This window comes from Aureimonas sp. AU12 (genome assembly GCF_001463705.1).
GTDB lineage: Bacteria > Pseudomonadota > Alphaproteobacteria > Rhizobiales > Rhizobiaceae > Aureimonas.
In genome coordinates this window covers 190,275-215,938 of the sequence record NZ_BBWH01000004.1, presented here as the reverse complement: position 1 = coordinate 215,938, position 25,664 = coordinate 190,275, and the positions used below count along the sequence as shown (strand labels likewise).

Here is a 25,664-nt window from a genome sequence, read left to right as displayed (position 1 = left end):
CGTCAGCCGGTTCGTCCGCGCCGCGCCATGTCGGCGAGGACGGTCACGAGGATGAGGATGCCCTGCACCGCCCGCAGCCAGTAGGCGGAGACGTTGAGGAAGATCAGCGAGGAGCCGATCGCGGCGAACAGAATGGCGGCGAGCGTCGAGCCGGTGACGGTGCCGATACCGCCGAGGATCGAGACGCCGCCGACCACCGAGGCGGTGATGACGATGAGTTCGAGACCGTTCGGCACGGTGGACTGGATCACCTGCAGCTGCGTCGCGAAGAGGATCGCGGCAATGCCGGCGATCATGCCGTGGAGCGCGAACACCTTCACGATGGTCGACTTGTAGGGAATGCCCGAGGCTTCCGCCGCTTCCGGATTGCCGCCCACCGCGTAGATCGAGCGGCCGAAGGCGGTGGAGCGCAGCAGGAAGGCGGCGAGGATCGTCAGGCCGATCATGAACCAGACCGGCGAGGGGACGCCGAGAAGGCGGAACTGCGCGAGCTGGTAGCCGGGCGGCAGGCCCGAGATCCAGGCGCCGCCGGTGAGCGTGATCAGGCCACCGCGCAGGATCGAGAGCATGGCGAGCGTGGCGATGATCGAGGGCACTTTCAGATAGGCGATCAGCCCGCCGAGCGCGCCGTTGATCAACCCGCCGATCAGCACCGGCCCGAGCCAAGCCAGCCAGATCGGATAGCCGTTGGTGACGAGAAGGCCGGAAATCGTCGCCAGCACGCCGATGAGGGCGCCGACCGACACGTCGATATGGCCGGAGATGATCACCATAGACATGCCGATCGCGGCGACCGCGATATAGGCGTTGCCGACGAAGATCGAGGTGAGGTTGTTCTGCGAGATGAAGCGCGGGTTGATCCAGCCGACGATCGCGAAGAGCGCGACGATGGCGACGAGCAGCAGCAGTTCCTGGCCGGACGAGGACAGGCGGCGCGAGAGGGTCGGCGCCTTCATGCCGCGTGTCCCGTCATCATGGCGGTGCCGACGCGGTCGGGCGTCGCCTCGGCGCGCGGCAGGATGGCCGACATGCGTCCGCCGTTCATCACGAGCACCCGGTCGCTCATGCCGAGGACCTCGGGCAGCTCGCTGGAGATCATCACGATCGCAAGGCCCTGGGCCGCGAGCTGGTTCATGAGCTTGTGGATTTCCGTCTTGGCGCCGACATCGACGCCGCGCGTCGGTTCGTCGAGAATGAGAATGCGCGGATCGGTGGCGATCCACTTGGCGATGACCACCTTCTGCTGGTTGCCGCCCGAGAGCTGCGCGACCACCTGGCCTGGGCCACGGGCGCGGATGGCGAAGCGCTTGATCGCGTCGAGCGCCAGCGCCCATTCGCGGGTCGTGTCGACCACCGCGTTCTTCGTCAGGCGCGGCAGGATCGCCATCGAGACGTTCTCGCGGATCGACTGCGGCCGCACCAGCCCGTGCTGCGCGCGGTCTTCCGGCACGTAGGCGATGCGATGGGCGATCGCCTCGCGCACGTTGCCGACCTTGACGGGCTTGCCGTCGATGAGGATCTCGCCGGACGTCGCCGGCGTCACGCCGAAGATGGTCTGCGCGAGTTCCGTGCGGCCGGAGCCGACGAGACCGGCGATACCGAGGATCTCGCCGGCCCGGACCTCGAAGGAAACGCCCTCGACCTTGCCGGCATGGGAGAGGTTCTTCACCTCCAGCACGACCTCGCCGAGGGGAATGGTCTCCTTGGGGAACAGCTGGTCGATGTCGCGGCCGACCATCATCGAGACGAGCGAGGCTTCCGTGACTTCGGCGGTGGGCCGAGTGTCGATGGTCTTGCCGTCGCGCAGCACCGTCACGCGGTCGGAGATCTCGAAGATCTCGTTCATGCGGTGGCTGACATAGACGATGCCGACGCCCTCGGCGCGCAGCGAGCGCACGACATCGAGAAGGCGCTTCACGTCGGCCTCGGCGAGCGCGGCGGTCGGCTCGTCCATGATGAGGACGCGAGCATCGCGCGACAGGGCACGGGCGATCTCGACGCGCTGCCGGTTGGCGACGGAGAGGCGGGAGACCTTTTCGTCCACGTCGAGATCGGGGCAGTCGAGGCGGTCGAGGAGGATACGGGCGCGGTCGCGCATCGCCGTCCAGTCGAGAAGGCCGCGGGCGGTCTTGGGCTGGTGCCCGAGAAAGATGTTCTCGGCCACCGTCATCGCGGGAAAGAGCAGCAGCTCCTGGTGCACGACGGCGATGCCGGCGGACTGCGCTTCGCGCGGGCCGGTGAACTTCGTGGTGCGGCCGTCCACCTCGACGGTGCCGGTATTGGCCTGATGCGCGCCGGACATGATGCGGATCATCGTCGACTTGCCGGCGCCGTTCTCGCCCATCAGGGCGTGGACCTCGCCGGCCCGCAGGTCGAAGTCGACGCCGCGCAGCACGGTGACGGGGCCGAACGCCTTCTCGACGTTGCGAAGGGCGATGATCGGCGTGCCGCCGGCGAGGGCGGATGTGTCAGTTGACAAGGAAACCTCCATCCACCGGCATCGAGATCCCGTGAACCATGGCGGCGGCATCCGACAGGAGGAAGAGGATGACCTCGGCGACATCGGCCGTCTCGGCGAAGCGGCCGACCGGCGTGCGCGCCATCATCGGGCCCGCCTTCACCGGATCGCTCCAGGCGACGCGGCCGAGATCGGTGAGGGTGATGCCGGGATTGACCGCGTTGACGCGGATGCCGTGCGGCCCGAGCTCGTTGGCCATGACCCGGCCGAGACCGTCCATCGCGCCCTTCGAGGCGCAGTAGGCCGCATGATCCCGGAAGCCGAGGAAGGAGGAGATCGAGGAGACGTTGACGATCGCGCCGCTCTTGCCCTTGGCGATGAGATCGCGGGCGAAGACCTGCGAGACGATCGCCGCCGAGCGCACGTTGACAGCCTGCACGAGATCGAAGGACTCGTCCTTCATCTCCAGGAAGGGCTCGAGAATGTTGATCCCCGCGCAGTTGACGAGAAGGTCGGCGGGGAGGGCGTCCTTCGCCGCCCGGCGGGTGGCCGCCGCATCGGAGAGATCCACCACGATGCCGCCCGATCCGATCTCGGCGGAGAGCGCGTCGAGATCGGCCTGCGAGCGCGACAGGGCGATGACATGCGCGCCGCGCTGCGCCAGAAGCACCGCCGTGTGCCGCCCGATGCCCTTGCCGGCACCCGTGACGATCGCCGTCCTCCCTTTGAAATCCATCCTCGCTCCTCCCAAAGCCGGTCTCCCCCAAGTCGCCGCTGGCGGCGTTTCGCTACCCGTCGAGACCCATCGTGATTTGCATCTTCACCTCGCCCTTCGGCGCGCTCGCCGCGAGTTCGAACGCCTGGACGCTCTCTTCGAACGGAAAGGTGCGGGTGATCAGCGACGAGACGTCCACCGCGCCGGAGGCCAGCATGGCGACACAGCGCGGAAAGACGTGGGCGTAGCGGAAGACGTGCTCGACCCGCGCTTCCTTCAGCATCGCCGCCGACACGTCGTAAGTCGCCGGCTTCAGCGGGATGCCGACGAAGACCACGACGCCGCCCGGGCACAGCGGCTCGAAGATCGAGGCGATGGCGCGTTCCGAGCCCGCGCATTCGTAGATCACGTCGGCGCCCCAGCCCTCGGTGCGCGCCTTCACGGCCTCCGCCAGATCCTCGCGGGCGACGTTGACGGTGGAGACGGATCCGAGCTTGCGGGCGATCTCGAGCTTGGTGTCGTCGATGTCGGAGACGATGACATGGGCGCAGCCGCCGGCCAGCGCCGCCAGAACGGTGACGAGACCGATCGGCCCGGCGCCGACGACGACGGCGATGTGGCCCGGCGCGGCGCGCGCCTTCGTCACCGCGTGGACGCCGACCGCGAGCGGCTCGACCATCGCGGCGGCGGCGAAGGAGACGTTGTCGGGCAGCTTGAAGGTGAAGGCCTCCGGATGCACCACGGACGGGCGCAGCACACCATGCACCGGCGGCGTCGCCCAGAACTGCACGGCGGGATCGAGATTGTAGAGGCCGAGGCGCGTGGCGCGGCTGTTGGGATCGGGAATGCCCGGCTCCATGCAGACGCGGTCGCCCACCGTCAGCGTCGAGACCGACGATCCGATCTCGGTGACGATGCCCGACGCCTCGTGCCCTAGGATCATCGGCTCGTTGACGATGAACGGGCCGATGCCGCCATGCGTGTAATAATGGACGTCGGAGCCGCAGATGCCGACCGTGTGGATGGCGATCCGCACGTCATGGCTGCCGAGCGGCTCGTCCATGGCGAAGTCGCGCAGCGTCAGCCGGTCCTTCGCTTCGAGGACGAGGGCCCGCTGGTCGGCGGCGGTGGCGGATTTCAGCTGTTCGATCTGGGTCATCGGCGAGACCTCCCGTCCTCGCTAGTCGGTTGAGCTGGCAACGCGTGACGCCGCCGGTGCCGTTTGCCGCGCGGATCGCGCGGGCTTCGGCTTGATGTCGAGGCTAGGCGCGGCCCGGAGGGGACGCGACGTGTTTTGCGGCCACCCTCCAAACTTTCTTGGCATCAGATCAGGCTGCGACCCGTCCCTCGTGTCCCTGCCGGACGGCTCGGGCACTTTCGCGGTAGGCCGAAGGTGTCTGTCCGCAGACGGCGAAGAACTGGCGGTTGAAGTTGGCGGTGTTGTTGTAGCCTGATTCGTAGCAGATCTCGGTGATCGCCCGCTCGCTGCGCGCCAGGAGCGTGCACGCGTGCTGGACGCGGAGTTGATTGACGAAGAACGAGAAGTTGTGGCCCGTCTGATGTTTGAAGAAGCGCGAGAACGCCGTCGCTTCCATGTTGCAGACGCCCGCCGCCTCCGAGAGCGAGAGTTCGCGCAGATAGTTGCTGCTGATGAAGGCGATGACGCGTTCGAGGCGCCGCGACGCGGCCGTGTGCAGCCCGAGCGCCGGCGCGCAATGCGACAGCGAGCGTCGTTCGCGGCGGTCTGCGGCGAGCTGCGCCATCAGTTCGAGGAAGAGGATCAGCCGGCGCGGGCCGCTGGCATGGCCGATCTCGCAAAGTTTCCTGCGTCCGAAGGCAGCGGTGGCGCCGGTGAACTCGATGCCGAACGCGGCCTCGCTGAGCAGCGTGCGCACGTCCGTGAATTCGGGAAAGCCGTCGCAGAGCGACTGCGCGAAGGCCCCGGTGAACTGGACGAGCATGTCGCGCTCGCGCACCCGCTCGTCCGGCCCGATCGCGCTCACCCAGTTGTGCGGCAGGTTCGGCCCCGTGAGAACGAGGCAGCCTGGCTCGAAGGCGCCGACATGGTCGCCGATCATCATCCGGCCGCCCGTCGACTGGATGAGATGCAACTCGTATTCGGGATGGCAGTGCCACTTGGCGAGGTGGTGCGGATAGTCGTGCACCGCCCAACGAAACGACTCGCGCGGACCGCAGATGACGACTTCGAGCGCGGGGTCGCTGGCTTGCATGGCTGTCCTTTCGTTGGTTCGCTTTGTGGTCTTCAACGCGGGATCGTGGGGGAGCCTATCCGGTTCGAAGCCGATCCGTCTCGGCCTCCGTTGCCATCCGCCGCCATCGTTCGGCATAGGCGCCAAGCCCTTCGATCGGCCGGGGCGGGGCGCTCGGCGCCTCCGCGCCGCCGGGCTGGGCCTGCGGCATGCCTCGCGCCAGAAGCGCGGCTCCAGCGCTCGTGCCGGTGTTGGCGAGCGCCGCCGTCACCGGGCGTCCCGTCAGCAGGCCGAGCGCGCGGCAATACAAAGCGTTGCGCGCGAACGGACCCTCGACGATCGTCGGGCCGTCGGCCCCGATGAGGCGCAGCACGGTGTCGGTCATCAGAGCCGCATAGAGGCTGGCGGCTGCCGTGCGCTCAGACGCGGTGAGATCGCCGGTCGGTCCGCTCCAGTGCCCTGCGCGGTCAGGAAAGGGGCCGCTGCCGGCGGTGAAGCTCGGCAAGGCCATGACGGAGCGCGACACGACGGCGTCGATCGCGGCCTCGTCGGGTTCGGCCGGCTGGCGATCGGTCAGGATGTCGAACTCGCGCCCGCCCATGAACAGCGCGGAGGGCACCGGACGCCCGAAGGCGTCGACATTGGCGAGCGTGCCCTGGCTCGCGGCGAGGCCCTCGGTGCGTCCGCCGATGGCGAAGCTGACGACCCAGGTTCCGGTCGAGATCACCGTGAAGGGTGCCGGGCGCGCGAGGAGATGCGGCAGCAGCGAGGCGTTGGAATCGTGGATGCCGCAGGAGACCGGAATCGGGCGTCCGGCATCCAGCCCGGTCGCCGCCGCGATCTCCGGATTCAGCGGACCCAGCACGTCGAAGGCCGAGTGGCGCGGCGCGAACAGCGGACGCCAGCCTTGGCTGTCGACGAGCGAGGAAAAGTCGCCGCGCTCCGGCGCCCAGAGATCGGTGTGACAGCCGAGCGAAGTCGGCTCGAAGGCGGCGACGCCGGTGAGGCGCCAGGCCCAATATTGCGGATAGGTGAGGATGTGGCGAACCCCGGCGAAGGCCGCGGGAAAGCGATGCTGCAGCCAGAAGATCTGGTTGCCGAGGTTCAGCCCGTTGGCCATGCGAGGCGACAAGGTTTCAGTGAAGGCGGGGCGAAGGCGCTCGTAGGCCTGCGTCTCCGGGCCGGACAGGTCGTGTTCGTAGTCGAGGACCGGCAGCGCCAGATCGTCGTCGCCGACCAGCGCGGCGGAGGCGCCGTGGGTGGTGATCGCGATGGCGTCGATCGGGTGCGCGCTGGCGAGATCGCGCAGCGCGCCGATGATGAAGCGGAAGAGCCCGTCCGTGTCGAAATGCGGGTAGGGGCCGTCGTTCGCCACGGCGTTGACGGTGGTGCGATGGGCGAGGTCGCGTCCCTCGTCCAGGTCGTGGACGGCCACCTTGGCATTGGTCTTGCCGATATCGACGACGGCGACGAAACGGTGCGGCATGTCGGGTCAAGCCATGTGAAAGAGCGGGACGAGCGGGACGGCGACCGGCTCGTTGCCGGGATGCGTCGCCATGATGTCGGCCATCCCTGCCCACCAGCGCTTCATCGCGGGATGATCGGGCAGGGCGTCCATGGTGTGATCGCGCGGGCGCTTGAGGATGGCGAAGAGGTGGTTCGTCTCGGGGTCGAGATGGATCGAATAGTCGCTGACCCCGGCCTCGCGCAGCAGGGCGGACAGCTCCGCGGGGATCGCGTCGTGGCGGCGGCGATACTCTTCGGCCATGCCGGGGTTCAGCACCATGCGGAAGGCATAGGTTTCCAAGGGCTCACTCGTCATGTCCGGCTCCCCGGTCGAGGCGGGCGACGACGAGGCGAAGGCCCGCCGCCTCGACCATCTGCGCGCTGGCATCGCCGATGCCTTCGTCGGTGATGAGAATGTCTGCGCGCTCCAGCGGCGCGATCACGAAGCTCGAGCGGTTGTCGAACTTCGAGCTGTCGGCCAGCACCACCAGTTCGTCGGCCTGGCGCATCAGCCGCTGTTCGGACTGGATGATCAGCGGGTCGGCCTCGGCGAAGCCGACCGGCGAGATGCCCTGCACGCCCATGAACATGCGCCGCGCCCGGAAATGCGCGATGCCGTCGGTCTCGAAGGGCGAAAGGATCAGCCCCTGTTCGCGATAGATCGTCCCGGCCGGAAGCAGCACCGCGCATTTGGAATGCTGGAGCAGGTGATCGGCGATGGGAAAGGAGTTCGTCAGCACCTGCAGGCGCAGGCCCGTCAGGTGGTGCACCATCTGGAAGGTCGTGGTGCCGCCGTTGAGGATCGTCGCGTCGCCGTCCTCGCAGAGCCGGGCCGCCTCGCGGGCGATGGCCCGCTTCTGCGCGGCGTTGCGCCCCTGCGCCGTGCCGAAGCTCTCGCCGGCCACCGCGCCGGGCGATGGAGCGCCCAGCGCCTCGGCGCCGCCGCGCACCTTGCGCAGCTTGCGAAGCCCGGCCAGCGTGGTGATGTCGCGCCGGATCGTCGCCTCGGACGCTCCGGTGAGCTCGGCGAACTCCTGCACGGTCGCGACGGTGCGCCCCTGCACGGCGCTGAGGATCATCCGATGGCGTTCGCGTTCGTGCATCCGGCACCTCCCTAGAACCCGGAAGGTCCGACGAATGCGCCCGAGTGTCAATCATCTTCGATCACGAATTGTCATATTGCGATGCAACATGATCGAATCTGATTAAATGTTTGACAGGACGGGGTGGCTGCGGGATGGTCCGCGCCGACCGGGAGGGTTCCGAGCGCGATGCTCGCGGCAACCCTCCCGCTCCACGCGACAGGACGGGACGGAACACGATGTCGGCGACCACCGGGACGAAGCTTTTGGACAACCGCTGGGACGACGCGAAGGCGGCGGCCATGAGCGAGCCTGAGCGGCTGCTCTACCGCTCCAACCTTCTCGGCGGCGACAAGCGCATCACCAATTACGGCGGCGGCAACACCTCCGCCAAGGTCGAGGAGCGCGATCCGCTGACCGGCGAGAGCGTGACGGTGCTCTGGGTAAAGGGCTCGGGCGGCGACGTCGGCACGATGAAGCTCGACGGGTTCTCCACCCTCTACCAGGACAAGCTGGAGGCGCTGCGCGGCATCTATCGCGGGCTGGAGCACGAGGACGAGATGGTGGCGCTGCTCAGCCACTGCACCTTCAACCTCAACCCGCGCGCCGCCTCGATCGACACGCCGCTTCATGCCTACGTGCCCTATCGCCATGTCGACCACATGCATCCCGACGCGGTGATCGCGATCGCCGCGACGAAGCGCTCACGCGAGCTGACGCGCGAGATCTACGGCGACGAGATCGGCTGGCTGCCCTGGCGCCGGCCCGGCTTCGAGCTCGGCCTCGACCTGTCGAAATTCGCCGCCGAGAACCCCAGCGCCAAAGGCGTCGTGCTGGAAAGCCACGGGCTCTTCACCTGGGGCGACACGGCCAGGGACAGCTACGAGACGACGCTGCGCATCATCAACAAGGCGATCGAGTGGTTCGACGGCCAGCTCGCCGGCAGGCCGGCCTTCGGCGGCGAACGCGTTTCGGCGCTGGAGCCCGCGCAGCGCCGCGCCATCGCCGCAAGGCTGATGCCGGAGATCCGCGCGCGCATCGGCACCGACGAGCGAAAGATCGGTCATTTCGACGATTCGGCGGCGGTGCTGGGCTTCGTCAATTCGGCCGAGCTGGACCGGCTGGCCGCACTCGGCACGTCCTGCCCCGACCACTTCCTGCGCACCAAGATCCGCCCCCTCGTGCTGGCCTTCGACCCCGCCAGCGGTGACGTCGACGGACTTCTGGCCGGGCTGGACGGCGAGATCGAGACCTATCGCGATGGCTATCGCGCCTATTACGACCGCTGCCGGCGGGCGAACAGCCCGGCGATGCGGGATCCCAACGCGGTGATCTACCTCGTGCCGGGCGTCGGCATGCTCTCCTTTGCGAAGGACAAGGCGACCGCTCGCATCGCCTCGGAGTTCTACCTCAACGCCATCAACGTCATGCGCGGCGCATCGGGCGTCGACGTCTACCAGGGGCTGGACGAGCAGGAGGCCTTCGACATCGAGTACTGGCTGCTTGAAGAGGCCAAGCTGCAGCGCATGCCCAAGCCCAAGTCGCTGGCCGGGCGCATCGCGTTCGTCACCGGCGGGGCCGGCGGCATCGGCCGCGCCACGGCCGGCCGGCTGCTGCAGGACGGCGCCTGCGTGGTGCTCGCCGACATCGACCAGGGCGCGCTTGACGGCGCGGTGGCCGAGTTCACCAAGGGGTTCGGCGCCGATCAGGTGCGCGGCGTCGTGGTCAACGTCACCGACGAGGGCGCGGTGGAGCGCGGCTTCGCGGAGACCGTCGCGGAGTTCGGCGGGCTCGACATTCTCGTTTCCAATGCCGGCATCGCCTCGGCCTCGCCGATCGAGGAGACGACGCTGGAAGTCTGGAACCGCAACATCGACATCCTCGCCACCGGTTATTTCCTCGTCTCGCGCGAGGCCTTCCGCCTGTTCCGGCGCCAGAAGCTCGGCGGCGCCGTGGTCTTCATCGCCTCGAAGAACGGCTTGGCCGCCTCAGCGGGCGCCGCCGCCTACTGCACGGCGAAGGCCGCGGAGATCCATCTCGCCCGCTGCCTCGCGCTGGAGGGCGCGGAGGCCGGCATCCGCGTCAACACGGTGAACCCGGACGCGGTTTTGCGCGGCTCGAAGATCTGGAGTGGCGAGTGGCGCGAGCAGCGCGCGGCGTCCTCCAAGCTTCAGACCGACCAGCTCGAGGAGCATTATCGCAATCGCTCGATGCTGAAGCGCTCGGTCTTCCCCGAGGACATCGCCGAGGCCGTCTATTTCCTGGCGAGCGACCTCTCGGCCAAGTCCACCGGCAACATCATCAACGTCGACGCCGGCAACCCAATTTCGTTCACGCGCTGAGCGAACGCGCGGCCGGCCGCCCCCTTCGCCTCATGCGGGCGAGGGGCTCCATTTCGGCGGGCACCCAGCCCGCGACATCGTATCCGGGAGGATCCCCATGCCGTCTTCGATCGCCTCCAGCCTGATCGAACAGCACAACGCGCCGCTTCGCGAGACGCTGGAGCGCGACTACGCGACGCTCGGCGAGAAGCTCGACCGTCGCGGCGTCTCGATCGACGCGGTGACCCGGCAGGTCGCCGCCTTCGACGTCGCGGTGCCCTCCTGGGGCGTCGGAACGGGCGGCACGCGCTTTGCGCGCTTTCCCGGCCCCGGCGAGCCGCGCGGCATCTTCGAGAAACTCGACGACTGCGCCGTGATCCATGATCTCGGTCGCGCGACGCCGGCCGTTTCGCTGCACATCCCGTGGGACAAGGCCGACCCGGCCGATCTCAAGGCCAAGGCGGCGGCGCTTGGGCTCTCCTTCGACGCGATGAACTCGAACACGTTCCAGGATCACCCGGACGATATCAGCCAGCCGCTCTCCTACAAGTTCGGCTCGCTCTCGCACACCGACGCCGCCGTGCGCCGGCAGGCGGTGGAGCACAATCTCGAGACCGTCGCGATCGGCGAGGCCATCGGCTCGAAGGCGCTCACGGTCTGGATCGGAGACGGCTCGAACTTCGCCGGCCAGAGCGATCTCGGCCGGACCTTCGAGCGCTATCTCGGCGCGATGAAGGAGATCACCCGCGGCCTGCCGGCGGACTGGCGCATCTTCTCGGAGCACAAGATGTACGAGCCGGCCTTCTACTCGACGGTGGTTCAGGACTGGGGAACGAGTTACCTGACGGCGGTGGAGCTCGGCGACAAGGCCTTCTGCCTCGTCGATCTCGGCCACCATGCGCCCAACGTCAACATCGAGCAGATCGTGTCGCGTCTGGTGCGCACGGGCAAGCTCGGCGGCTTCCACTTCAACGACTCCAAGTACGGCGACGACGATCTCGACGCCGGGACGATCGACCCGTTCCGCCTCTTCCTCGTCTTCAACGAACTGGTGGAGGCCGGCGCCCGGCTCGATGCGCTTCAGCCCTCCTACATGATCGACCAGTCGCACAACGTCACCGACCCCATCGAGAGCCTGATCCGCTCGGCCAACGAGATCCGCCGCGCCTATGCGCAGGCGCTGCTCGTCGACCGCGCCGCGCTGCACGGCCATCAGGAAACCAACGACGCGATGATGGCGTCCGAGACGCTGAAGGCCGGCTTCCGGCTCGACGTCGAGCCGATCCTCGCCAAGGCGCGGCTGGAGGCCGGTGGAGCGATCGATCCGATCGGAGCCTTCCGTGCCAGCGGCTACCGCGCCAAGGTGGCGGGCGAGCGGCCGGCCGTGAAGGGTTCGGGCGGCGGCATCGTATGAAGGAGACCGTCCGATGAGCAGTTTGTACCGCACGGCGCTCGATGAGCTTGGCCGTGCCATGGACGGGATCGACGATGCGTCGGTCGACGAGGCTTGCCGCATGGTTGCCGAGGCGCGCCGCGTCGGCGTCTATGCCGGCGGGCGCGAGGGCTTGGCCGTCAAGGGCTTCGCCATGCGCCTCTTCCATCTCGGCCGCGAGGTCGGCGTCGTCGGCGACATGACGATGCCAGCGCTGGGCGAGGGCGACCTCTTCTTCGTGGTGTGCGGCCCCGGCGAGATCTCCACCGCCGTCGCGCTGGTGGGCGTCGCAAAGGCGGCGGGCGCCGGGGTCGTCGTCGTCACCGCGCAGCCGGGCGGGCGCGTGCCTGGCATGGCCGACCATGTCGTCACCATTCCCGCCCAGACCATGGCCGACGACCAGGGGCCGGCGGCCAGCTCCGTCCTGCCGATGGGCTCGCTCTTCGAGGGCGCGCTGTTCGTGCTCTTCGAGGTGATGATCCTCAAGCTGAAGGAGCGGCTGGCGGTGACGCCGGAGGCGATGCGGGCCAACCATACGAACATGGAATGACGGTCGGATCTGCGCGACTGGTCCGCTGAGCCGACCATCTCAGCGAAGCGGGCTTTGCAAATCACCTGCGGGATGCTTGTCTCCCGACCGTGATTTGCGATCGAATGATGTTCGAAGCGCGGACGGAACCGGCGGGACAAACGCGCCGGGCGTTCGGGCCGAGGCCGGGAGCCAGTGCATGCGGACTGTGATCGAGGGGCTGGCGGAGCGGCGCGCGCAGGCGCGCCTCGGCGGCGGGGAGCGGCGCGTCGCCGCCCAGCACGCCAAGGGCAAGCTGACCGCCCGCGAGCGTATCGAGCTTCTTCTCGATGCCGACACGTTCGAGGAGTTCGGCATGTTCGTGGAGCACCGCTCCACCGATTTCGGCATGGCCAGCCAGAAGATCCCCGGCGACGGCGTCGTCACCGGCTGGGGGACCATCAACGGCCGGCTCGTCTTCGTCTTCGCCAAGGATTTCACCGTCTTCGGCGGCTCCCTCTCGGAGGCGCATGCCGAGAAGGTGCAGAAGATCCAGGACATGGCGTTGCGCGCCCGCGCGCCGATCATCGGCCTCTACGATGCCGGCGGCGCCCGCATCCAGGAGGGAGTCGCGGCGCTCGGCGGCTATGCCGAGATCTTCCGGCGCAATGTCGAGGCGTCCGGCGTCATCCCCCAGATCTCGGTGATCATGGGCCCGTGCGCGGGCGGCGACGTCTATTCGCCGGCCATGACCGACTTCATCTTCATGGTGCGCGACACCAGCTACATGTTCGTGACCGGGCCGGACGTGGTGAAGACCGTGACGAACGAGAGCGTCACGGCCGAAGACCTCGGCGGCGCGCGCGTTCACACGACGAGGTCCTCGATCGCCGACGGCGCCTTCGAGAACGACGTCGAGGCGTTGCTGCAGGTGCGCCGGCTCGTCGATTTCCTGCCCGCCAACAACCGCTCGGGCGTGCCGGAATGGCCGACGGCGGATCTGGCCTCGCGGCACGAGGCCTCGCTCGACACGCTCGTGCCCGAGAACGCCAACAAGCCCTACGACATGAAGGAACTGGTCCTGAAGGTCGCCGACGAGGGCGACTTCTTCGAGATCCAGGCCGATTTCGCCCGCAACATCGTCACCGGCTTCATCCGGCTGGAGGGGCGCACGGTAGGCGTCGTCGCCAACCAGCCGATGGTGCTGGCCGGGGTGCTGGATGCCGACGCCTCGCGCAAGGCCGCGCGCTTCGTGCGCTTCTGCGACTGCTTCGAGATCCCGATCCTCACCTTCGTCGACGTGCCCGGCTTCCTGCCCGGCACCGCGCAGGAATATGGCGGGTTGATCAAGCACGGCGCCAAGCTGCTCTTCGCCTACAGCCAGGCCAGCGTGCCGCTGATCACCGTCATCACCCGCAAGGCCTATGGGGGCGCCTACGACGTGATGGCCTCCAAGCATATCGGCGCCGACGTGAACTACGCCTGGCCCACCGCCCAGATCGCGGTGATGGGGGCGAAGGGCGCCGTCGAGATCATCTTCCGGGGCGGCGACGCCGAGACGATCGCCCGGCAGACGAAGGAGTACGAGGATCGGTTCATGTCGCCCTTCGTGGCGGCCGAGCGTGGCTATGTCGACGAGGTGATCACGCCGCATTCGACGCGGCGGCGGGTGGCGCGCGCTTTCGCCATGCTGCGGGGCAAGGCGTCGGAGCAGCCGTGGCGCAAGCACGACAACATCCCGCTGTGACCCCGCTCGCGCCACCGAAAGCCGCCGCCATGTTCTCCAAGATCCTGATCGCCAATCGCGGCGAGATCGCCTGTCGCATCATCCGCACGGCCCGGCGCATGGGGATCGCGACGGTCGCGGTCTATTCCGAGGCCGATGCCGGCGCGCTGCATGTGCGACTGGCCGACGAGTCCGTTCTCATCGGCCCGGCCGCCGCCGCGCAGAGCTATCTCGACATCGACCGCATCCTTGCCGCCTGCCGCGAGACCGGCGCCGAGGCCGTGCATCCCGGCTACGGCTTCCTGTCGGAACGCGCGGCCTTCGCCGAGCGCTTGGCGGAGGCCGGCATCGTCTTCATCGGACCGAACCCGCACGCGATCGCGGCGATGGGCGACAAGATCGAATCGAAGCTGGCGGCGAAGGCGGCGGGCGTCTCGACCGTGCCGGGTCATGTCGGCGTCATCGAAAGCGCCGACGAGGCCGAGCGCATCGCCGACGAGATCGGCTATCCCGTGATGATCAAGGCCTCGGCGGGGGGCGGGGGCAAGGGCATGCGCATCGCCCATTCGCGCGGCGAGGTCCGCGAGGGGTTCGAGCGGGCGCGCTCCGAGGCGGCCTCCTCCTTCGGCGACGACCGCGTGTTCGTCGAAAAGTTCATCACCGATCCGCGCCACATCGAAATCCAGGTGCTCGGCGACAAGCACGGCACCGTCATCCATCTCGGCGAGCGCGAATGCTCGGTGCAGCGGCGCAACCAGAAGGTCCTCGAAGAGGCGCCGTCGCCGCTGCTCGACCCCGAGACGCGCGAGCGCATGGGCCGGCAGGCCGTCGCGCTGGCGCAGGCGGTCGGCTACGATTCCGCCGGCACGGTGGAGTTCGTGGCGGGACAGGACAAGAGCTTCTACTTCCTCGAGATGAACACGCGGCTGCAGGTCGAGCATCCCGTCACCGAACTCGTCACCGGCATCGATCTCGTCGAGCAGATGATCCGCGTCGCGGCCGGCGAGCGGCTGGCGATCCGCCAGAAGGACGTGCGGCTGGACGGCTGGGCGGTGGAATCGCGCATCTACGCCGAGGATCCCTCCCGCAGCTTCGTGCCCTCGATCGGCCGGCTCGTCACTTACCGGCCGCCGAATGAAAGCACGCAAGCGGGCGTCACGGTGCGCGTCGATACCGGCGTCGAGGAGGGCGGCGAGATCTCGGTCCATTACGACCCGATGATCGCCAAGCTCATCACCCACGCGCCGACCCGTGCGGCGGCGGTGGAGGCACAGGCCCGGGCGCTCGACGAATTCGCGCTGGCCGGCATTCGCCACAACATTCCGTTTCTCTCGGCGCTGATGGCCAACGAGCGATGGCGCGAGGGGCGGCTGTCGACGGCGCTGATCGCCGACACCTATCCCGATGGCTTCGCGGAGCGTCCGCCGGCCGGCGAGGCGGCTCTGCCGTTTCTGGCTGTGGCGGTGTCGATCGATCGGCAGCTTGCCGTCCGCAACCGGCAGATCTCTGGGCAATTGCGCACGCATCGCACAGGGCGGAAGAACTCCGAGAAGAACGTGCTTCTTGGGCGTGATCCGCATCCCGTGACGGTCCGCGACGGCGATCGGCCCGGCGAGATCGCGGTTGGTGCGGCGGAGGGGCGCGAAGTCGCCGTGGTTTCGCATTGGCTGCCCGGCCAGCCCGTCTGGCACGGGACGATCGACGGCGCCGACCTTACGATGCAGGTTCGTCCCATCCTCGACGGCGTCGCGCTGTCGCATGGCGGCATGAGCACGGAGGCCCGCGTGCTCATGCCGCGCCACGCCGAACTGGCGGCTCTGATGCCGGTGAAGCTGGCGGCCGACATGTCGAAGCATCTGCTCTGCCCGATGCCGGGGCTTGTCCGTTCGATCCTCGTGGCGGAAGGTCAGGCCGTTCGCGCCGGCGATCCGCTGGCCGTGGTCGAGGCGATGAAGATGGAGAACCTCCTGCGGGCCGAACGCGACGGGACGATCGCGGCGGTTCATGTGCGGGAGGGCGACGTGCTGGCCGTGGACGAGGTGATCCTCGACTTCGCATGAGCGCTCGCGGAAGCGGCAGGGAGGCCGAATGAGCGACCGGATGGATCTCGAATGCCTTTGGCGCGAGCGCGTTGCGCGTGTCCTGAAGGGCGCTTCGTTCGGCGATGTGCTGGTATCGCACAGCGCCGACGGCTTGCGCATCGAGCCGCTCTACGCGCCGGCGGAGGAGGGCGCGCGCGCCTTTCGTCAGGAGCCCGAGCGGCCCTGGCGCATCGTTCAGCGCGTGGATCATCCGGATGCCGCCGTCGCCAGCGAACTGGCGCTCGCCGATCTCGAAGGCGGGGCAAATGCCCTGGCGGTCATCTTCGCGGGCGCGCCGGGCGCGTTCGGCTACGGGCTGGCCGCGCCCGCCGATCTCGGCGCGGCTCTCGTCGGTGTCGAACTCGACCTGATCGCCCTGACGCTGGATTATGCGCCCTTCGCGGCCGAGGCCGGTGTCGACGCCTGCCTCTCCCTGATGCGCGACCGCCGGCTCACGCCGGACCGCCTCGCGATCGGCTTCGGCAACGATCCCGTGTCCGATGCCGCGTCCGCGGGGCGCGTCGAGCCGGGAGCGATGGCGAAGGCGGCGGCGCTGGCCGTGCGGCTACGCGAGACCGGTTTCGAGAGCGGGCTGATGCGGGCCGATGGCGCGTTGCATCACGAGGCCGGCGCCACCGAGGCTGAGGAACTCGCGGCGACGCTGGCGTCGGCGCTGGCGTGCCTGCGCGCGTTGGAAGCCGCCGGCCTCCCGCTGGACGCCGCGAGCGCCGCGATCGACTTTCGGCTTGGCGTCGATCAGGACGAGTTCCTGACCATCGCCAAGGTTCGAGCCCTGCGCCGGCTGTGGGCCGGCATCGAGACGGCTTGCGGATTGACGCCGCGCCCCATCCGCATCGAGGCGCGCTCGTCTCGCCGGATGATGACGGCCAGCGACGGCGAGACCAATCTCCTGCGCCTGACGCTGGCCGGTTTCTCGGCGGCGATCGGGGGCGCCGACGCGATCGCGCTGCTGCCGCACGCGGCGGCGGCCGGCTTGCCGGATGCCTTCGCCCGCCGTCTCGCGCGCAACATGCAGCATGTTCTCGCCGACGAATGCCGGCTCGCCGCCGTCGGCGATCCCGCGGCCGGTGCAGGCGCATTCGAGGCGCTGACCGCCGGCCTTTGCGAGCGGGCCTACGCCATCCTGCAGGAGACCGAACGCGTGGGCGGCATCCTCGCCATGCTCGCCGACTGCACCTGGCAGGCGCGGCTGGCCGCCAGCCGCAGCCGACGCGCCGAGGACATCGCCGCCGGACGGCGCGTAATTCTCGGGGTCACGCTCTTCCCTCCGAAGACAGCACGCCCGGCCGCCATCTTCGCCGATGTCGCGCCGTCCGGTCCCCTATCGACGAACGACGACAGGTCGCGTCTTGCCGGCAGTCGCGACGAAGAGCTGATCGGGCAGGAGGCCGCTGCATGAGCCGCATCCCGAGCTTCGCCGACCGCGCGCTGGCCTACGGTGAGGCCCCGGGCCAGTATCCGGCCGGCGACGGCACGATGCTGCCCGAAGGCATCCGCATCCGCCCGGCCTATTGTGCCACCGACCGCAGCGGGCTGGACGATCCCGGCATGCCCGGCGTCGCGCCGTTCCTGCGCGGCCCCTATCCCACCATGTACGTCAACCAGCCCTGGACGATCCGGCAATATGCGGGGTTCTCGACGGCCGAAGCGTCCAACGCCTTCTATCGCCGCAACCTCGCGGCGGGCCAGAAGGGCCTTTCCGTCGCCTTCGACCTCGCGACGCATCGCGGCTATGATTCCGATCATCCGCGCGTCGCCGGCGACGTCGGGATGGCCGGCGTCGCCATCGATTCCATCCTCGACATGCGCCAGCTCTTCGACGGCATTCCGCTCGGCGAGATGAGCGTCTCGATGACGATGAACGGCGCGGTGCTGCCGATCCTGGCACTCTACATAGTAGCCGGCGAGGAGCAGGGCGTGCTGCCCGATCTGCTTTCCGGCACGATCCAGAACGACATTCTGAAGGAGTTCATGGTTCGCAACACCTACATCTACCCCCCAGTGGGGTCGATGCGGATCGTCGGCGACATCTTTGCCTACACGGCGGCGCACATGCCGCGCTTCAACTCGATCTCGATTTCCGGCTACCACATGCAGGAAGCCGGGGCGACGGCGGATCTGGAACTCGCCTACACGCTGGCCGACGGCGTCGAATACATTCGCGCCGGGCTTGCCGCGGGTCTGGCGGTGGATGCCTTCGCGCCGCGCCTTTCCTTCTTCTGGGCGATCTCGACCAACTTCTTCATGGAGGTCGCCAAGCTGCGGGCGGCACGCCTCCTCTGGAGCGAACTCGTCGGCGCCTTCGCGCCCGCGAGCGACAAGAGCTTGACGCTGCGCGCGCATTCACAGACCTCCGGCTGGTCGCTGACGGCGCAGGACGTGTTCAACAACGTCGCGCGCACCATGGTCGAGGCGATGGCCGCGACCGCCGGCGGTACTCAATCGTTGCACACCAACGCGCTCGACGAGGCGTTGGCGCTGCCGAGCGACTTTTCCGCCCGCATCGCCCGCAACACGCAGATCCTGCTTCAGAAGGAGAGCGGCACCACACGGATCATCGATCCCTGGGGCGGTTCCTTCTATGTCGAGCGCCTCACCGCCGATCTCGTGGCGCGCGCCCGCATCCACCTCGCCGAGATCGAGGCGATGGGGGGCATGGCCAAGGCGATCGAGGCGGGCCTGCCGAAGCGGCGCATCGAAGAGGCGGCGGCGCGAACGCAGGCGCGCATCGACGGCGGCGAGCAGGTCGTCGTCGGCGTCAACCGCTATCGGCCGATGCGCGAAGAGCCGATGGAGATCCTCAAGGTCGACAATTCGGCCGTGCGCGCGGCGCAGATGACGAAGCTCGCGACGCTGAAGGCGGACCGGAACGGTGCCGCGGTCGGCTCGGCGCTGGAGGCGTTGACCGCGAGTGCGCAAAGCGGCGTCGGCAATCTTCTCTCGCTGGCGGTCGAGGCGGCACGCGTTCACGCGAGCGTCGGCGAGATCTCCGCTGCGATCGAGGCGGCATGGGGGCGCCATTCGGCAACCGTCGAGGTTCAGTCCGGCCTCTATCGCAGCACCCTACGCGCCGACGATCCCGTCGTGTTGCGCGCCGAGGCACTGGTCCGCGCCTTCGAGGAGACGGAAGGACGGCAGCCGAAGATCCTCGTCGCCAAGATGGGGCAGGACGGTCACGATCGCGGCCAGAAGGTCGTCGCCTCGGCCTTTGCGGATCTGGGCTTCGCCGTCGTGGCCGGGCCGCTCTTCGCAACGCCCGAGGAGACCGCGCGCCAGGCGGCGGCCGAGGACGTTCATGTCGTCGGCGTTTCGTCGCTGGCGGCCGGGCATCTGACGCTCGTGCCGGAACTGCGACGCGAGTTGCAGCGGCAAGGGCGGACCGACATTCTCATCGTCGTCGGCGGCGTTGTCCCGGAAGGGGACTACGAGGCGTTGGAGGAGGCGGGTGCCGTGCTGATCGTGCCGCCGGGGACACCCATCGGACGTTCGGCCGCCGACCTGCTCGACAGGCTCCAGACCCATCTCGGCCAGCGCCAGAAGCCACCGGAAGCCTATCTGCCAGCACCGGGAAGCCCCGCATGATCGGCCGCCTCAACCATGTCGCGATCGCCGTGCCCGATCTTGAAGCCGGCGTGCGCCTGTACCGCGACGTTCTCGGTGCCGATGTCTCAGACCGGCAGGATCTGCCGGCACACGGCGTCGGCGTCGTGTTCGTGGCGCTGCCGAACTCGAAAATCGAACTGGTGACGCCGCTGGACGAGGCCTCGCCGATCGCCGACTTCCTGCGGCGCAATCCGGCGGGGGGCCTGCACCATGTCTGCTACGAGGTGGACGACATCCGGGCGGCGCGGGATCAATTGGTCTTACGGGGTATCCGCATCCTCGGGGACGGTGAGCCGAAGCTGGGCGCGCACGGACTGCCTGTTCTCTTCCTTCACCCGAAGGACTGTGGTGGCACGCTGATCGAGATCGAGGAGGTCCGTCCGAAGATCGTTTGACGGCCAACGCACGACCAGCGAACAGGCTCGATCGCTGCGCACTCCATCGTTTACGAAAAAAGGCGCCGTCCCCAAAGGGACGGCGCCTCGATAAGGTGCCTCGGAGGCAACGCGGCTTAGTTCGCCGGCAGTGCGGTCTCGGCAGCCTTCGAGCCGGGGACCGGCGAAGCCTTGGGAGCCGGAACCGGGGCCGCATCGCCCGTGGTCACCACGGTGTTGGCGGCGGCAGCCGGCATCGCGCTCTCGATACCCGAATTGTTGCCGGGGACCGGTACGGCGCTCGTATTCTGGCCGTTCGAGACGCTCGGCGCGTCCTGCGTCGTCACGACGGTGCTGGCGGCGGCAGCGGGCATGGTGCTGTCGATGCCGGAATTGTTGCCGGGAACCGGCACAGCGCTCGTCGCGGCATTGGTGTTGGCCGAGGGAGCAGTCTGCGCGAACGCAGCGGTCGACATCAGAACGGAGGCAGCGGCGGCAAGAATGATGCGGGTCATGGGAAACTCCTTCAAAGTGGGGCGAAGACTTACCCGCCGACGAATTCCTGTTTCATCTCTTCGAGCTGTCTTGCTCCCAAAATGCCGACTTCGAACGTTGGTTCCGGTCGTCCGCCATCTTTTGCCGTTCAAATAATGCTGCCATGTTCGTGAGCGGCGGTTGCTCGCCCATCGAGCAAAGTTCGGGTCGCCGCTGGCACCGTGCCGGCCGGGCCGCTACGCTGCGATCGATTCGTCGGCCGAAGCCAGCAGAGACTGGACGGCCGACCGAAGGGGAGGACCGGGAATGCCGTCGTTTGCGCTCGACGAAGAGCAACGCGCCGTTCGCGAGATGGCTGGCGCCTTCGCGCGGGACCACCTCGCGCCTTTCGCGCTCGAGTGGGACCGCGAGCGGCATCTGCCGGTCGAGACGCTGCGGGAGGCCGCGACGCTCGGAATGGGCGGGATCTACGCGGAAGAGGAGCACGGCGGCTCTGGCCTCACGCGTCTCGATGCCGCACTCATCTTCGAGGCGCTGGCGACCGGTTGCCCGACGGTTGCGGCCTTCCTTTCGATCCACAACATGGCGACGTGGATGATCGACCGATTCGGTTCGCCGGAACTGCGAGCCGCGCTCGTGCCCGGCCTCTGCCGGATGGACGCGATCGGCGCCTATGCGCTGACAGAGCCGGGGTCCGGCTCGGATGCTGCCGCGTTGCAGACGCGCGCCGTCCGCGAGGGCGATCACTACCGGATCGACGGCGCCAAGCAGTTCATCTCGGGGGCCGGCATCGCTGATCTCTACGTTGCGATGGTGCGCACCGGCGAGGCGGGCCCGCGCGGCATCACCGCGCTCGTGGTGCCCGGCGATACGCCGGGTCTCTCCTTCGGCGCGGAAGAGGCGAAGATGGGCTGGAATGCGCAGCCGACGCGCGCGGTTCTCTTCGACGACTGCCGCGTGCCCGTCGTCCATCGCCTCGGCGAAGAGGGCGAGGGCTTCGCCATCGCCATGAAGGGTCTCGACGGCGGCCGCTTGAACATCGCGGCCTGTTCGCTCGGGGGCGCCGCAGACGCGCTGGCGCGCACGCTCGCCTACATGGGCGAGCGCCGGGCCTTCGGCCGGAAGCTCGAGGAGTTCCAGGCATTGCAGTTTCGGGTGGCCGACATGGCGACCGAACTGGAGGTCGCCCGCAGCATCCTCTGGCGCGCGGCTGCCGCGCTCGATGCCGGCGATCCCGCGGCGACCGGGCTCTGCGCCATGGCCAAGCGCTTCGTCACGGATGCCGGCTTCCGCGTCGCCGACGAGGCGCTGCAGTTGCATGGGGGCTACGGCTACCTCCACGACTACGGGATCGAAAAGATCGTGCGGGATCTCAGGGTCCATCGCATCCTCGAAGGGACGAACGAGATCATGCGCGTCATCATCGCCCGGCAACTGATTGGAGGTCGCTCGTGAGCGGCGTGGCGGAGAGCGCGGTGGCGCCGCCCGCAGTCGTGTGGGATCGGCACGGCGCGGCACTCCGGATGGAACTTGCGCGGCCCGCCGCCCTCAACGCGCTCGACCTGCCGATGATCGCGGCATTGGCCGACGCCTTCGAGGCAGCGCGTACGGATGCGGCCTGCCGGGTCGCCGTCGTCAGTGGACGCGGCGGACGCGCCTTCTGCGCCGGCGGCGACATTCGCGCGATCTATCGCGGGCTGGAGGAGGGACAGGACGTCGCCTCGCGCTTCTGGCGCACCGAGTACGATCTTCTCGTCGAGATCGAGCGGTTTCCCAAGCCCGTCGTGGCGCTGATGGACGGCATCGTGATGGGCGGCGGCGTCGGCCTTGCCATGCATGCCTCGCACCGCGTCGCCACCGAGCGCACGCGCCTCGCCATGCCGGAAGTCGGCATCGGCTTCCTGCCCGACGTCGGCGCGACCTGGCGGCTGCCGAAAGCGCCCGACCATGTCGGCACATGGATGGCGATGACGGGCGATGCCGTCGGCGCCGACGACGCGCGTCTGGCCGGCCTCGTCGATCATGTCGTGGCGTCCGACAGTCTCCCAGCGCTTCAGTCGGCTCTCGCCGCGCTGCCTGCAGACGCCCAAGCTTCGGATGTCACGGACACGATCCGTCGCTTCGAGATCGAGCCGGAGCCCGGGCGTCTCGAGGATCAGCGAGCGCTGCTCGCGAGCGTCTTCGACGCGCCTTCGCTGGACGCGGCCAGCGAACGACTGGCCGGGCGGGACGATCCGTTCGCGAGCAAGACGCTGGCGACGATCCGGTCGCGGTCGCCGATGAGCCTGCACGTGACCTGGCGGCTGCTCGAACTCGGCGGCCGCTCCTCGTCGCTCGCCGACTGTCTCGACCGCGAGTTCGATGCCGCCGTGCGCGTGCTGCGCCATCCCGATTTTCGCGAGGGGGTGCGGGCGGCGGTGGTGGACAAGGATCGCAACCCGCGCTGGCGGGCATGGACCGCGACGGAGGCGGCGGACTGGGACGCGTTTCTGGCCGAGGCTGGACGCATGGCAGACAAGGGAGAGCCGCGATGACGGTGAGGGGACGGATCGCCTTCGTGGGGCTCGGCAACATGGGCGGTGCGATGATCGGCCATCTCGTGGCCGCCGGCTATGATGTCAGGGGTTTCGACCTCTCGCCGGCCGCCTGCGAGGCAGCTCGCGGTGTCGGGGTCGAGGTGGCCGGATCGCTGGCCGAAGCGCTGGAGGGCGCCGATACGCTCCTGACCATGCTGCCGGCGGGACTCCATGTTCTCTCGGTGTTCGAGGAAGCGGCGCCCCGGCTGCAAGCCGGCGCGCTGCATCTCGACTGCTCGACGATCGATCTGGCCAGCGCGCGCCGCCTGCACGAACTCGCCGCCGAGCGCGGGCTTTTGTCGGTCGATGCCCCGGTGTCCGGCGGCACCGGCGGCGCGAAGGGCGCGACGCTGACCTTCATGGCCGGCGGATCGTCGGACGCTCTCGCGCGGGCCCAGCCCATGCTGGAGCGGATGGGCAAGCGCGTGGTCGCCTGCGGCGCGGGCGGCGCGGGCCAGGCGGCGAAGATCTGCAACAACATGATCCTCGGGATCTCGATGATCGGCGTCTGCGAGGCCTTCGTGCTCGGCGAACGGCTCGGCCTGACGCATCAGGCACTGTTCGACGTCGCCTCCACCTCGTCCGGCCAGTGCTGGTCGCTCTCCACCTACTGCCCGGTCCCTGGACCGGTGCCGACCTCGCCGGCCAACGACACCTATCGGCCGGGCTTCGCTTCCGCGCTGATGGCGAAGGACCTGACGCTGTCGCAGGAGGCCGCACGCGATGCCGGCGCCGCGACGCCGCTCGGTCATGCCGCGCACGAGATCTACGAGCGGCTCGTCGCGGCGGGCGAGGGCGGTCGGGATTTTTCCGCCGTGATCGAGTTTTTGCGCCGGCAATCGGATAACGGGGAGATGGGCCGATGACCGGCTTTCGAGAGGCGCGCGACTTTCTCCTCACCCATCGCGAAGACTACGATGCGGCCCGCCGCGGCTTCCGCTGGCCGGATGCCGTGCCGTTCAACTGGGCGTTGGACTGGTTCGACCGGGAACTCGCCGGCGATGCCGAGACACGCGATGCGCTGGCGTTGCGCATCATCGATCAGCAGCGCGGAACCGACTTGTCCTTCTCCTTCCGCGAGATGTCGGATCGATCCGGGCAGACCGCCAACGTCCTGCGCGCGGCCGGACTGCGGCGCGGCGACCGCCTACTCCTGCTGCTGGGCAACGAGCCGGCGCTCTGGGAAACCATGCTGGCGGCCTTCAAGCTCGGCGTCGTCGTCATTCCCGCGACGGTGCTGTTGACGGCCGACGAGCTGGCCGACCGGATCGAGCGCGGCGGCGTCGCAGCCGTCGTGACCGATGCGACGCAGGCGAACAAGGTCGACGACACCGGCTTCCAAGGCCTGCGCATCTTGGCGGATGCCGAGGCGCGGCCGAGCTGGATGCCGCTGTCGGGCCGCGAGGACCATGATACGGTCTTCGAGCCGGATGGGCCGACGCAGCCGGACGATCCGATGCTGCTCTATTTCACCTCCGGCACGACGGCCAAGCCCAAGCTGGTGCTGCACACGCATCGCTCCTATCCGGTGGGCGCCCTCTCGACGCTCTACTGGCTCGGGCTGAAGCCCGGCGACCGCCATCTCAACGTCTCCTCGCCCGGCTGGGCCAAACACGCCTGGAGTTCGTTCTTCGCGCCCTGGAATGCCGGGGCCGCCGTGATCGTCGTCAACCAGGCACGGTTCGACGCCCGGGCGCTGCTCGGCGCGCTCGACGGCGCTGACGTGACGACGCTCTGCGCGCCGCCGACCGTCTGGCGCCACCTCGTGCAGGAGGATCTCGGCACGGTGCGCCACGCGCTGCGCGAACTCTGCGCCGCCGGCGAACCGCTGAACCCCGAAGTGATCGAGCGTGTGCGACAGGCCTGGGGGCTGACGATCCGCGACGGCTACGGCCAGACCGAGACGACGGCACAGGTCGCCAACACGCCGGGCCAGCGCAGCATTCCCGGCTCGATGGGTCAGCCGCTTCCGGGCTACCAGATTGCCGTGGTGGATCCAGACGGGCGCCCGGCGCGCGAGGGCGAGGTCTGCATCGTGCTGGGAAGCCTGCGGCCGGCGGGCCTCATGGCGGGGTACCTGCGCGAGGGCGGCGAGGTGACGGGGACGGAGGGAGAGCTGTACCGGACGGGCGACGTCGCCTTCTACGACGAGGCGGGCGGGCTGACCTTCGTCGGCCGCGCCGACGACGTGTTCAAGTCGTCGGACTACCGCATCAGCCCGTTCGAACTCGAAAGCGTGCTCGTGGAGCACCCGGCCGTTCGCGAGGCCGCGGTGGTACCCATGCCCGACGCACTGCGGCTTTCTGTTCCGCGTGCCTTCGTGGCGCTGGCAGGCGATGCCCTGCCCGACGTCGCGACGGCTCGCTCGATCTTCGAACATGCGGCGCGGCGCCTGGCGCCCTTCAAGCGCATCCGGCATCTCGTCTTCGTTTTGGACCTGCCGAAGACCGTGTCGGGCAAGATCCGGCGCGTCGAGTTGCGGCGACGTGATGTCGATATCTCGATGGATGACAACATCGTCGTCGCGCAGTTCTCGGAAAAGGACGTCGCCTAAAG

General features: G+C 68.6%; 21 protein-coding genes. 12 read left to right on the top strand and 9 right to left on the bottom strand.

The annotated features are described in order from the left end of the window. Positions 1-2 precede the first annotated feature (2 nt). From AUL33_RS02545 to AUL33_RS02510, 8 genes are all read right to left on the bottom strand, one after another. Positions 3-956, bottom strand: coding sequence for an ABC transporter permease (locus tag AUL33_RS02545; RefSeq protein WP_062203326.1), 954 nt, complete (start codon positions 954-956; stop codon positions 3-5). Further along, positions 953-2,491 (bottom strand): sugar ABC transporter ATP-binding protein, encoded by a 1,539-nt coding sequence (locus AUL33_RS02540; protein ID WP_062203324.1) that lies wholly within the window; start codon positions 2,489-2,491, stop codon positions 953-955. Before AUL33_RS02540 ends, AUL33_RS02545 begins: the two co-directional genes overlap by 4 nt. Next, the gene (locus AUL33_RS02535; RefSeq protein WP_062203322.1) at positions 2,469-3,194 is read right to left on the bottom strand and encodes an SDR family oxidoreductase; all 726 of its coding nucleotides are present in this window, start codon (positions 3,192-3,194) and stop codon (positions 2,469-2,471) included. The genes AUL33_RS02540 and AUL33_RS02535 overlap by 23 nt, the downstream gene beginning before the upstream one ends. A gap of 52 nt (positions 3,195-3,246) precedes the next feature. After that, the gene (locus AUL33_RS02530) at positions 3,247-4,332 is read right to left on the bottom strand and encodes an NAD(P)-dependent alcohol dehydrogenase (RefSeq protein ID WP_062203320.1); all 1,086 of its coding nucleotides are present in this window, start codon (positions 4,330-4,332) and stop codon (positions 3,247-3,249) included. 169 nt (positions 4,333-4,501) lie between these two features. After that, positions 4,502-5,404, bottom strand: a complete 903-nt coding sequence (locus tag AUL33_RS02525; protein WP_062203319.1) for an AraC family transcriptional regulator — start codon at positions 5,402-5,404, stop codon at positions 4,502-4,504. Between the two features lie 55 nt (positions 5,405-5,459). Beyond that, positions 5,460-6,869, bottom strand: a complete 1,410-nt coding sequence (locus AUL33_RS02520) for an FGGY-family carbohydrate kinase (RefSeq protein ID WP_062203316.1) — start codon at positions 6,867-6,869, stop codon at positions 5,460-5,462. Between the two features lie 6 nt (positions 6,870-6,875). After that, positions 6,876-7,205, bottom strand: coding sequence for an L-rhamnose mutarotase (locus AUL33_RS02515; protein ID WP_082652256.1), 330 nt, complete (start codon positions 7,203-7,205; stop codon positions 6,876-6,878). Beyond that, positions 7,195-7,992, bottom strand: coding sequence for a DeoR/GlpR family DNA-binding transcription regulator (locus AUL33_RS02510; RefSeq protein WP_062203313.1), 798 nt, complete (start codon positions 7,990-7,992; stop codon positions 7,195-7,197). Before AUL33_RS02510 ends, AUL33_RS02515 begins: the two co-directional genes overlap by 11 nt. Before the next feature lie 218 nt (positions 7,993-8,210). On the opposite strand from AUL33_RS02510, the gene AUL33_RS02505 reads away from it, so the two are divergent. The 8 genes from AUL33_RS02505 to mce all read left to right on the top strand — a co-directional run bounded on the left by AUL33_RS02505 (position 8,211) and on the right by mce (position 20,058). Continuing rightward, a complete protein-coding gene (locus tag AUL33_RS02505) occupies positions 8,211-10,313 on the top strand; it encodes a bifunctional rhamnulose-1-phosphate aldolase/short-chain dehydrogenase (protein WP_062203311.1) in 2,103 nt (700 codons plus the stop codon). A gap of 97 nt (positions 10,314-10,410) precedes the next feature. After that, positions 10,411-11,706 carry an L-rhamnose catabolism isomerase gene (rhaI, locus tag AUL33_RS02500; protein ID WP_062203309.1) on the top strand — a complete coding sequence of 432 codons (1,296 nt, stop codon included), beginning with the start codon at positions 10,411-10,413 and terminating at the stop codon, positions 11,704-11,706. Between the two features lie 13 nt (positions 11,707-11,719). Further along, the gene (locus AUL33_RS02495; protein WP_062203307.1) at positions 11,720-12,274 is read left to right on the top strand and encodes an SIS domain-containing protein; all 555 of its coding nucleotides are present in this window, start codon (positions 11,720-11,722) and stop codon (positions 12,272-12,274) included. Between the two features lie 178 nt (positions 12,275-12,452). Further along, the gene (locus AUL33_RS02490; protein WP_062203304.1) at positions 12,453-13,979 is read left to right on the top strand and encodes an acyl-CoA carboxylase subunit beta; all 1,527 of its coding nucleotides are present in this window, start codon (positions 12,453-12,455) and stop codon (positions 13,977-13,979) included. 29 nt (positions 13,980-14,008) lie between these two features. Then, a complete protein-coding gene (locus AUL33_RS02485) occupies positions 14,009-16,018 on the top strand; it encodes an acetyl/propionyl/methylcrotonyl-CoA carboxylase subunit alpha (protein WP_062203302.1) in 2,010 nt (669 codons plus the stop codon). Between the two features lie 28 nt (positions 16,019-16,046). Beyond that, positions 16,047-17,459, top strand: coding sequence for a methylmalonyl-CoA mutase family protein (locus AUL33_RS02480; protein WP_082652255.1), 1,413 nt, complete (start codon positions 16,047-16,049; stop codon positions 17,457-17,459). Further along, positions 17,456-19,642 carry a methylmalonyl-CoA mutase gene (gene scpA / locus AUL33_RS02475; protein WP_062203298.1) on the top strand — a complete coding sequence of 729 codons (2,187 nt, stop codon included), beginning with the start codon at positions 17,456-17,458 and terminating at the stop codon, positions 19,640-19,642. Before AUL33_RS02480 ends, scpA begins: the two co-directional genes overlap by 4 nt. Then, positions 19,639-20,058 (top strand): methylmalonyl-CoA epimerase, encoded by a 420-nt coding sequence (gene mce / locus AUL33_RS02470; protein WP_062203296.1) that lies wholly within the window; start codon positions 19,639-19,641, stop codon positions 20,056-20,058. The genes scpA and mce overlap by 4 nt, the downstream gene beginning before the upstream one ends. A gap of 116 nt (positions 20,059-20,174) precedes the next feature. On the opposite strand, the gene AUL33_RS02465 is transcribed toward mce, so the two are convergent. Continuing rightward, entirely contained in the window at positions 20,175-20,552 is a 378-nt protein-coding gene (locus AUL33_RS02465) for a hypothetical protein (protein ID WP_062203294.1), read from the bottom strand. Between the two features lie 286 nt (positions 20,553-20,838). Between AUL33_RS02465 and AUL33_RS02460 the strand changes: the two genes are divergently transcribed. The 4 genes from AUL33_RS02460 to AUL33_RS02445 are packed head-to-tail and all read left to right on the top strand — an operon-like array spanning position 20,839 to position 25,662. After that, positions 20,839-21,987 (top strand): acyl-CoA dehydrogenase family protein, encoded by a 1,149-nt coding sequence (locus tag AUL33_RS02460; protein WP_062203292.1) that lies wholly within the window; start codon positions 20,839-20,841, stop codon positions 21,985-21,987. Further along, complete coding sequence (locus AUL33_RS02455; RefSeq protein ID WP_156419238.1) at positions 21,984-23,066, top strand: enoyl-CoA hydratase/isomerase family protein; 1,083 nt, start codon at positions 21,984-21,986, stop codon at positions 23,064-23,066. Before AUL33_RS02460 ends, AUL33_RS02455 begins: the two co-directional genes overlap by 4 nt. Next, the gene (gene mmsB / locus AUL33_RS02450; RefSeq protein ID WP_062203288.1) at positions 23,063-23,974 is read left to right on the top strand and encodes a 3-hydroxyisobutyrate dehydrogenase; all 912 of its coding nucleotides are present in this window, start codon (positions 23,063-23,065) and stop codon (positions 23,972-23,974) included. The genes AUL33_RS02455 and mmsB overlap by 4 nt, the downstream gene beginning before the upstream one ends. Further along, positions 23,971-25,662, top strand: a complete 1,692-nt coding sequence (locus AUL33_RS02445) for an AMP-binding protein (protein ID WP_062203286.1) — start codon at positions 23,971-23,973, stop codon at positions 25,660-25,662. The genes mmsB and AUL33_RS02445 overlap by 4 nt, the downstream gene beginning before the upstream one ends. Positions 25,663-25,664: the final 2 nt, after the last annotated feature.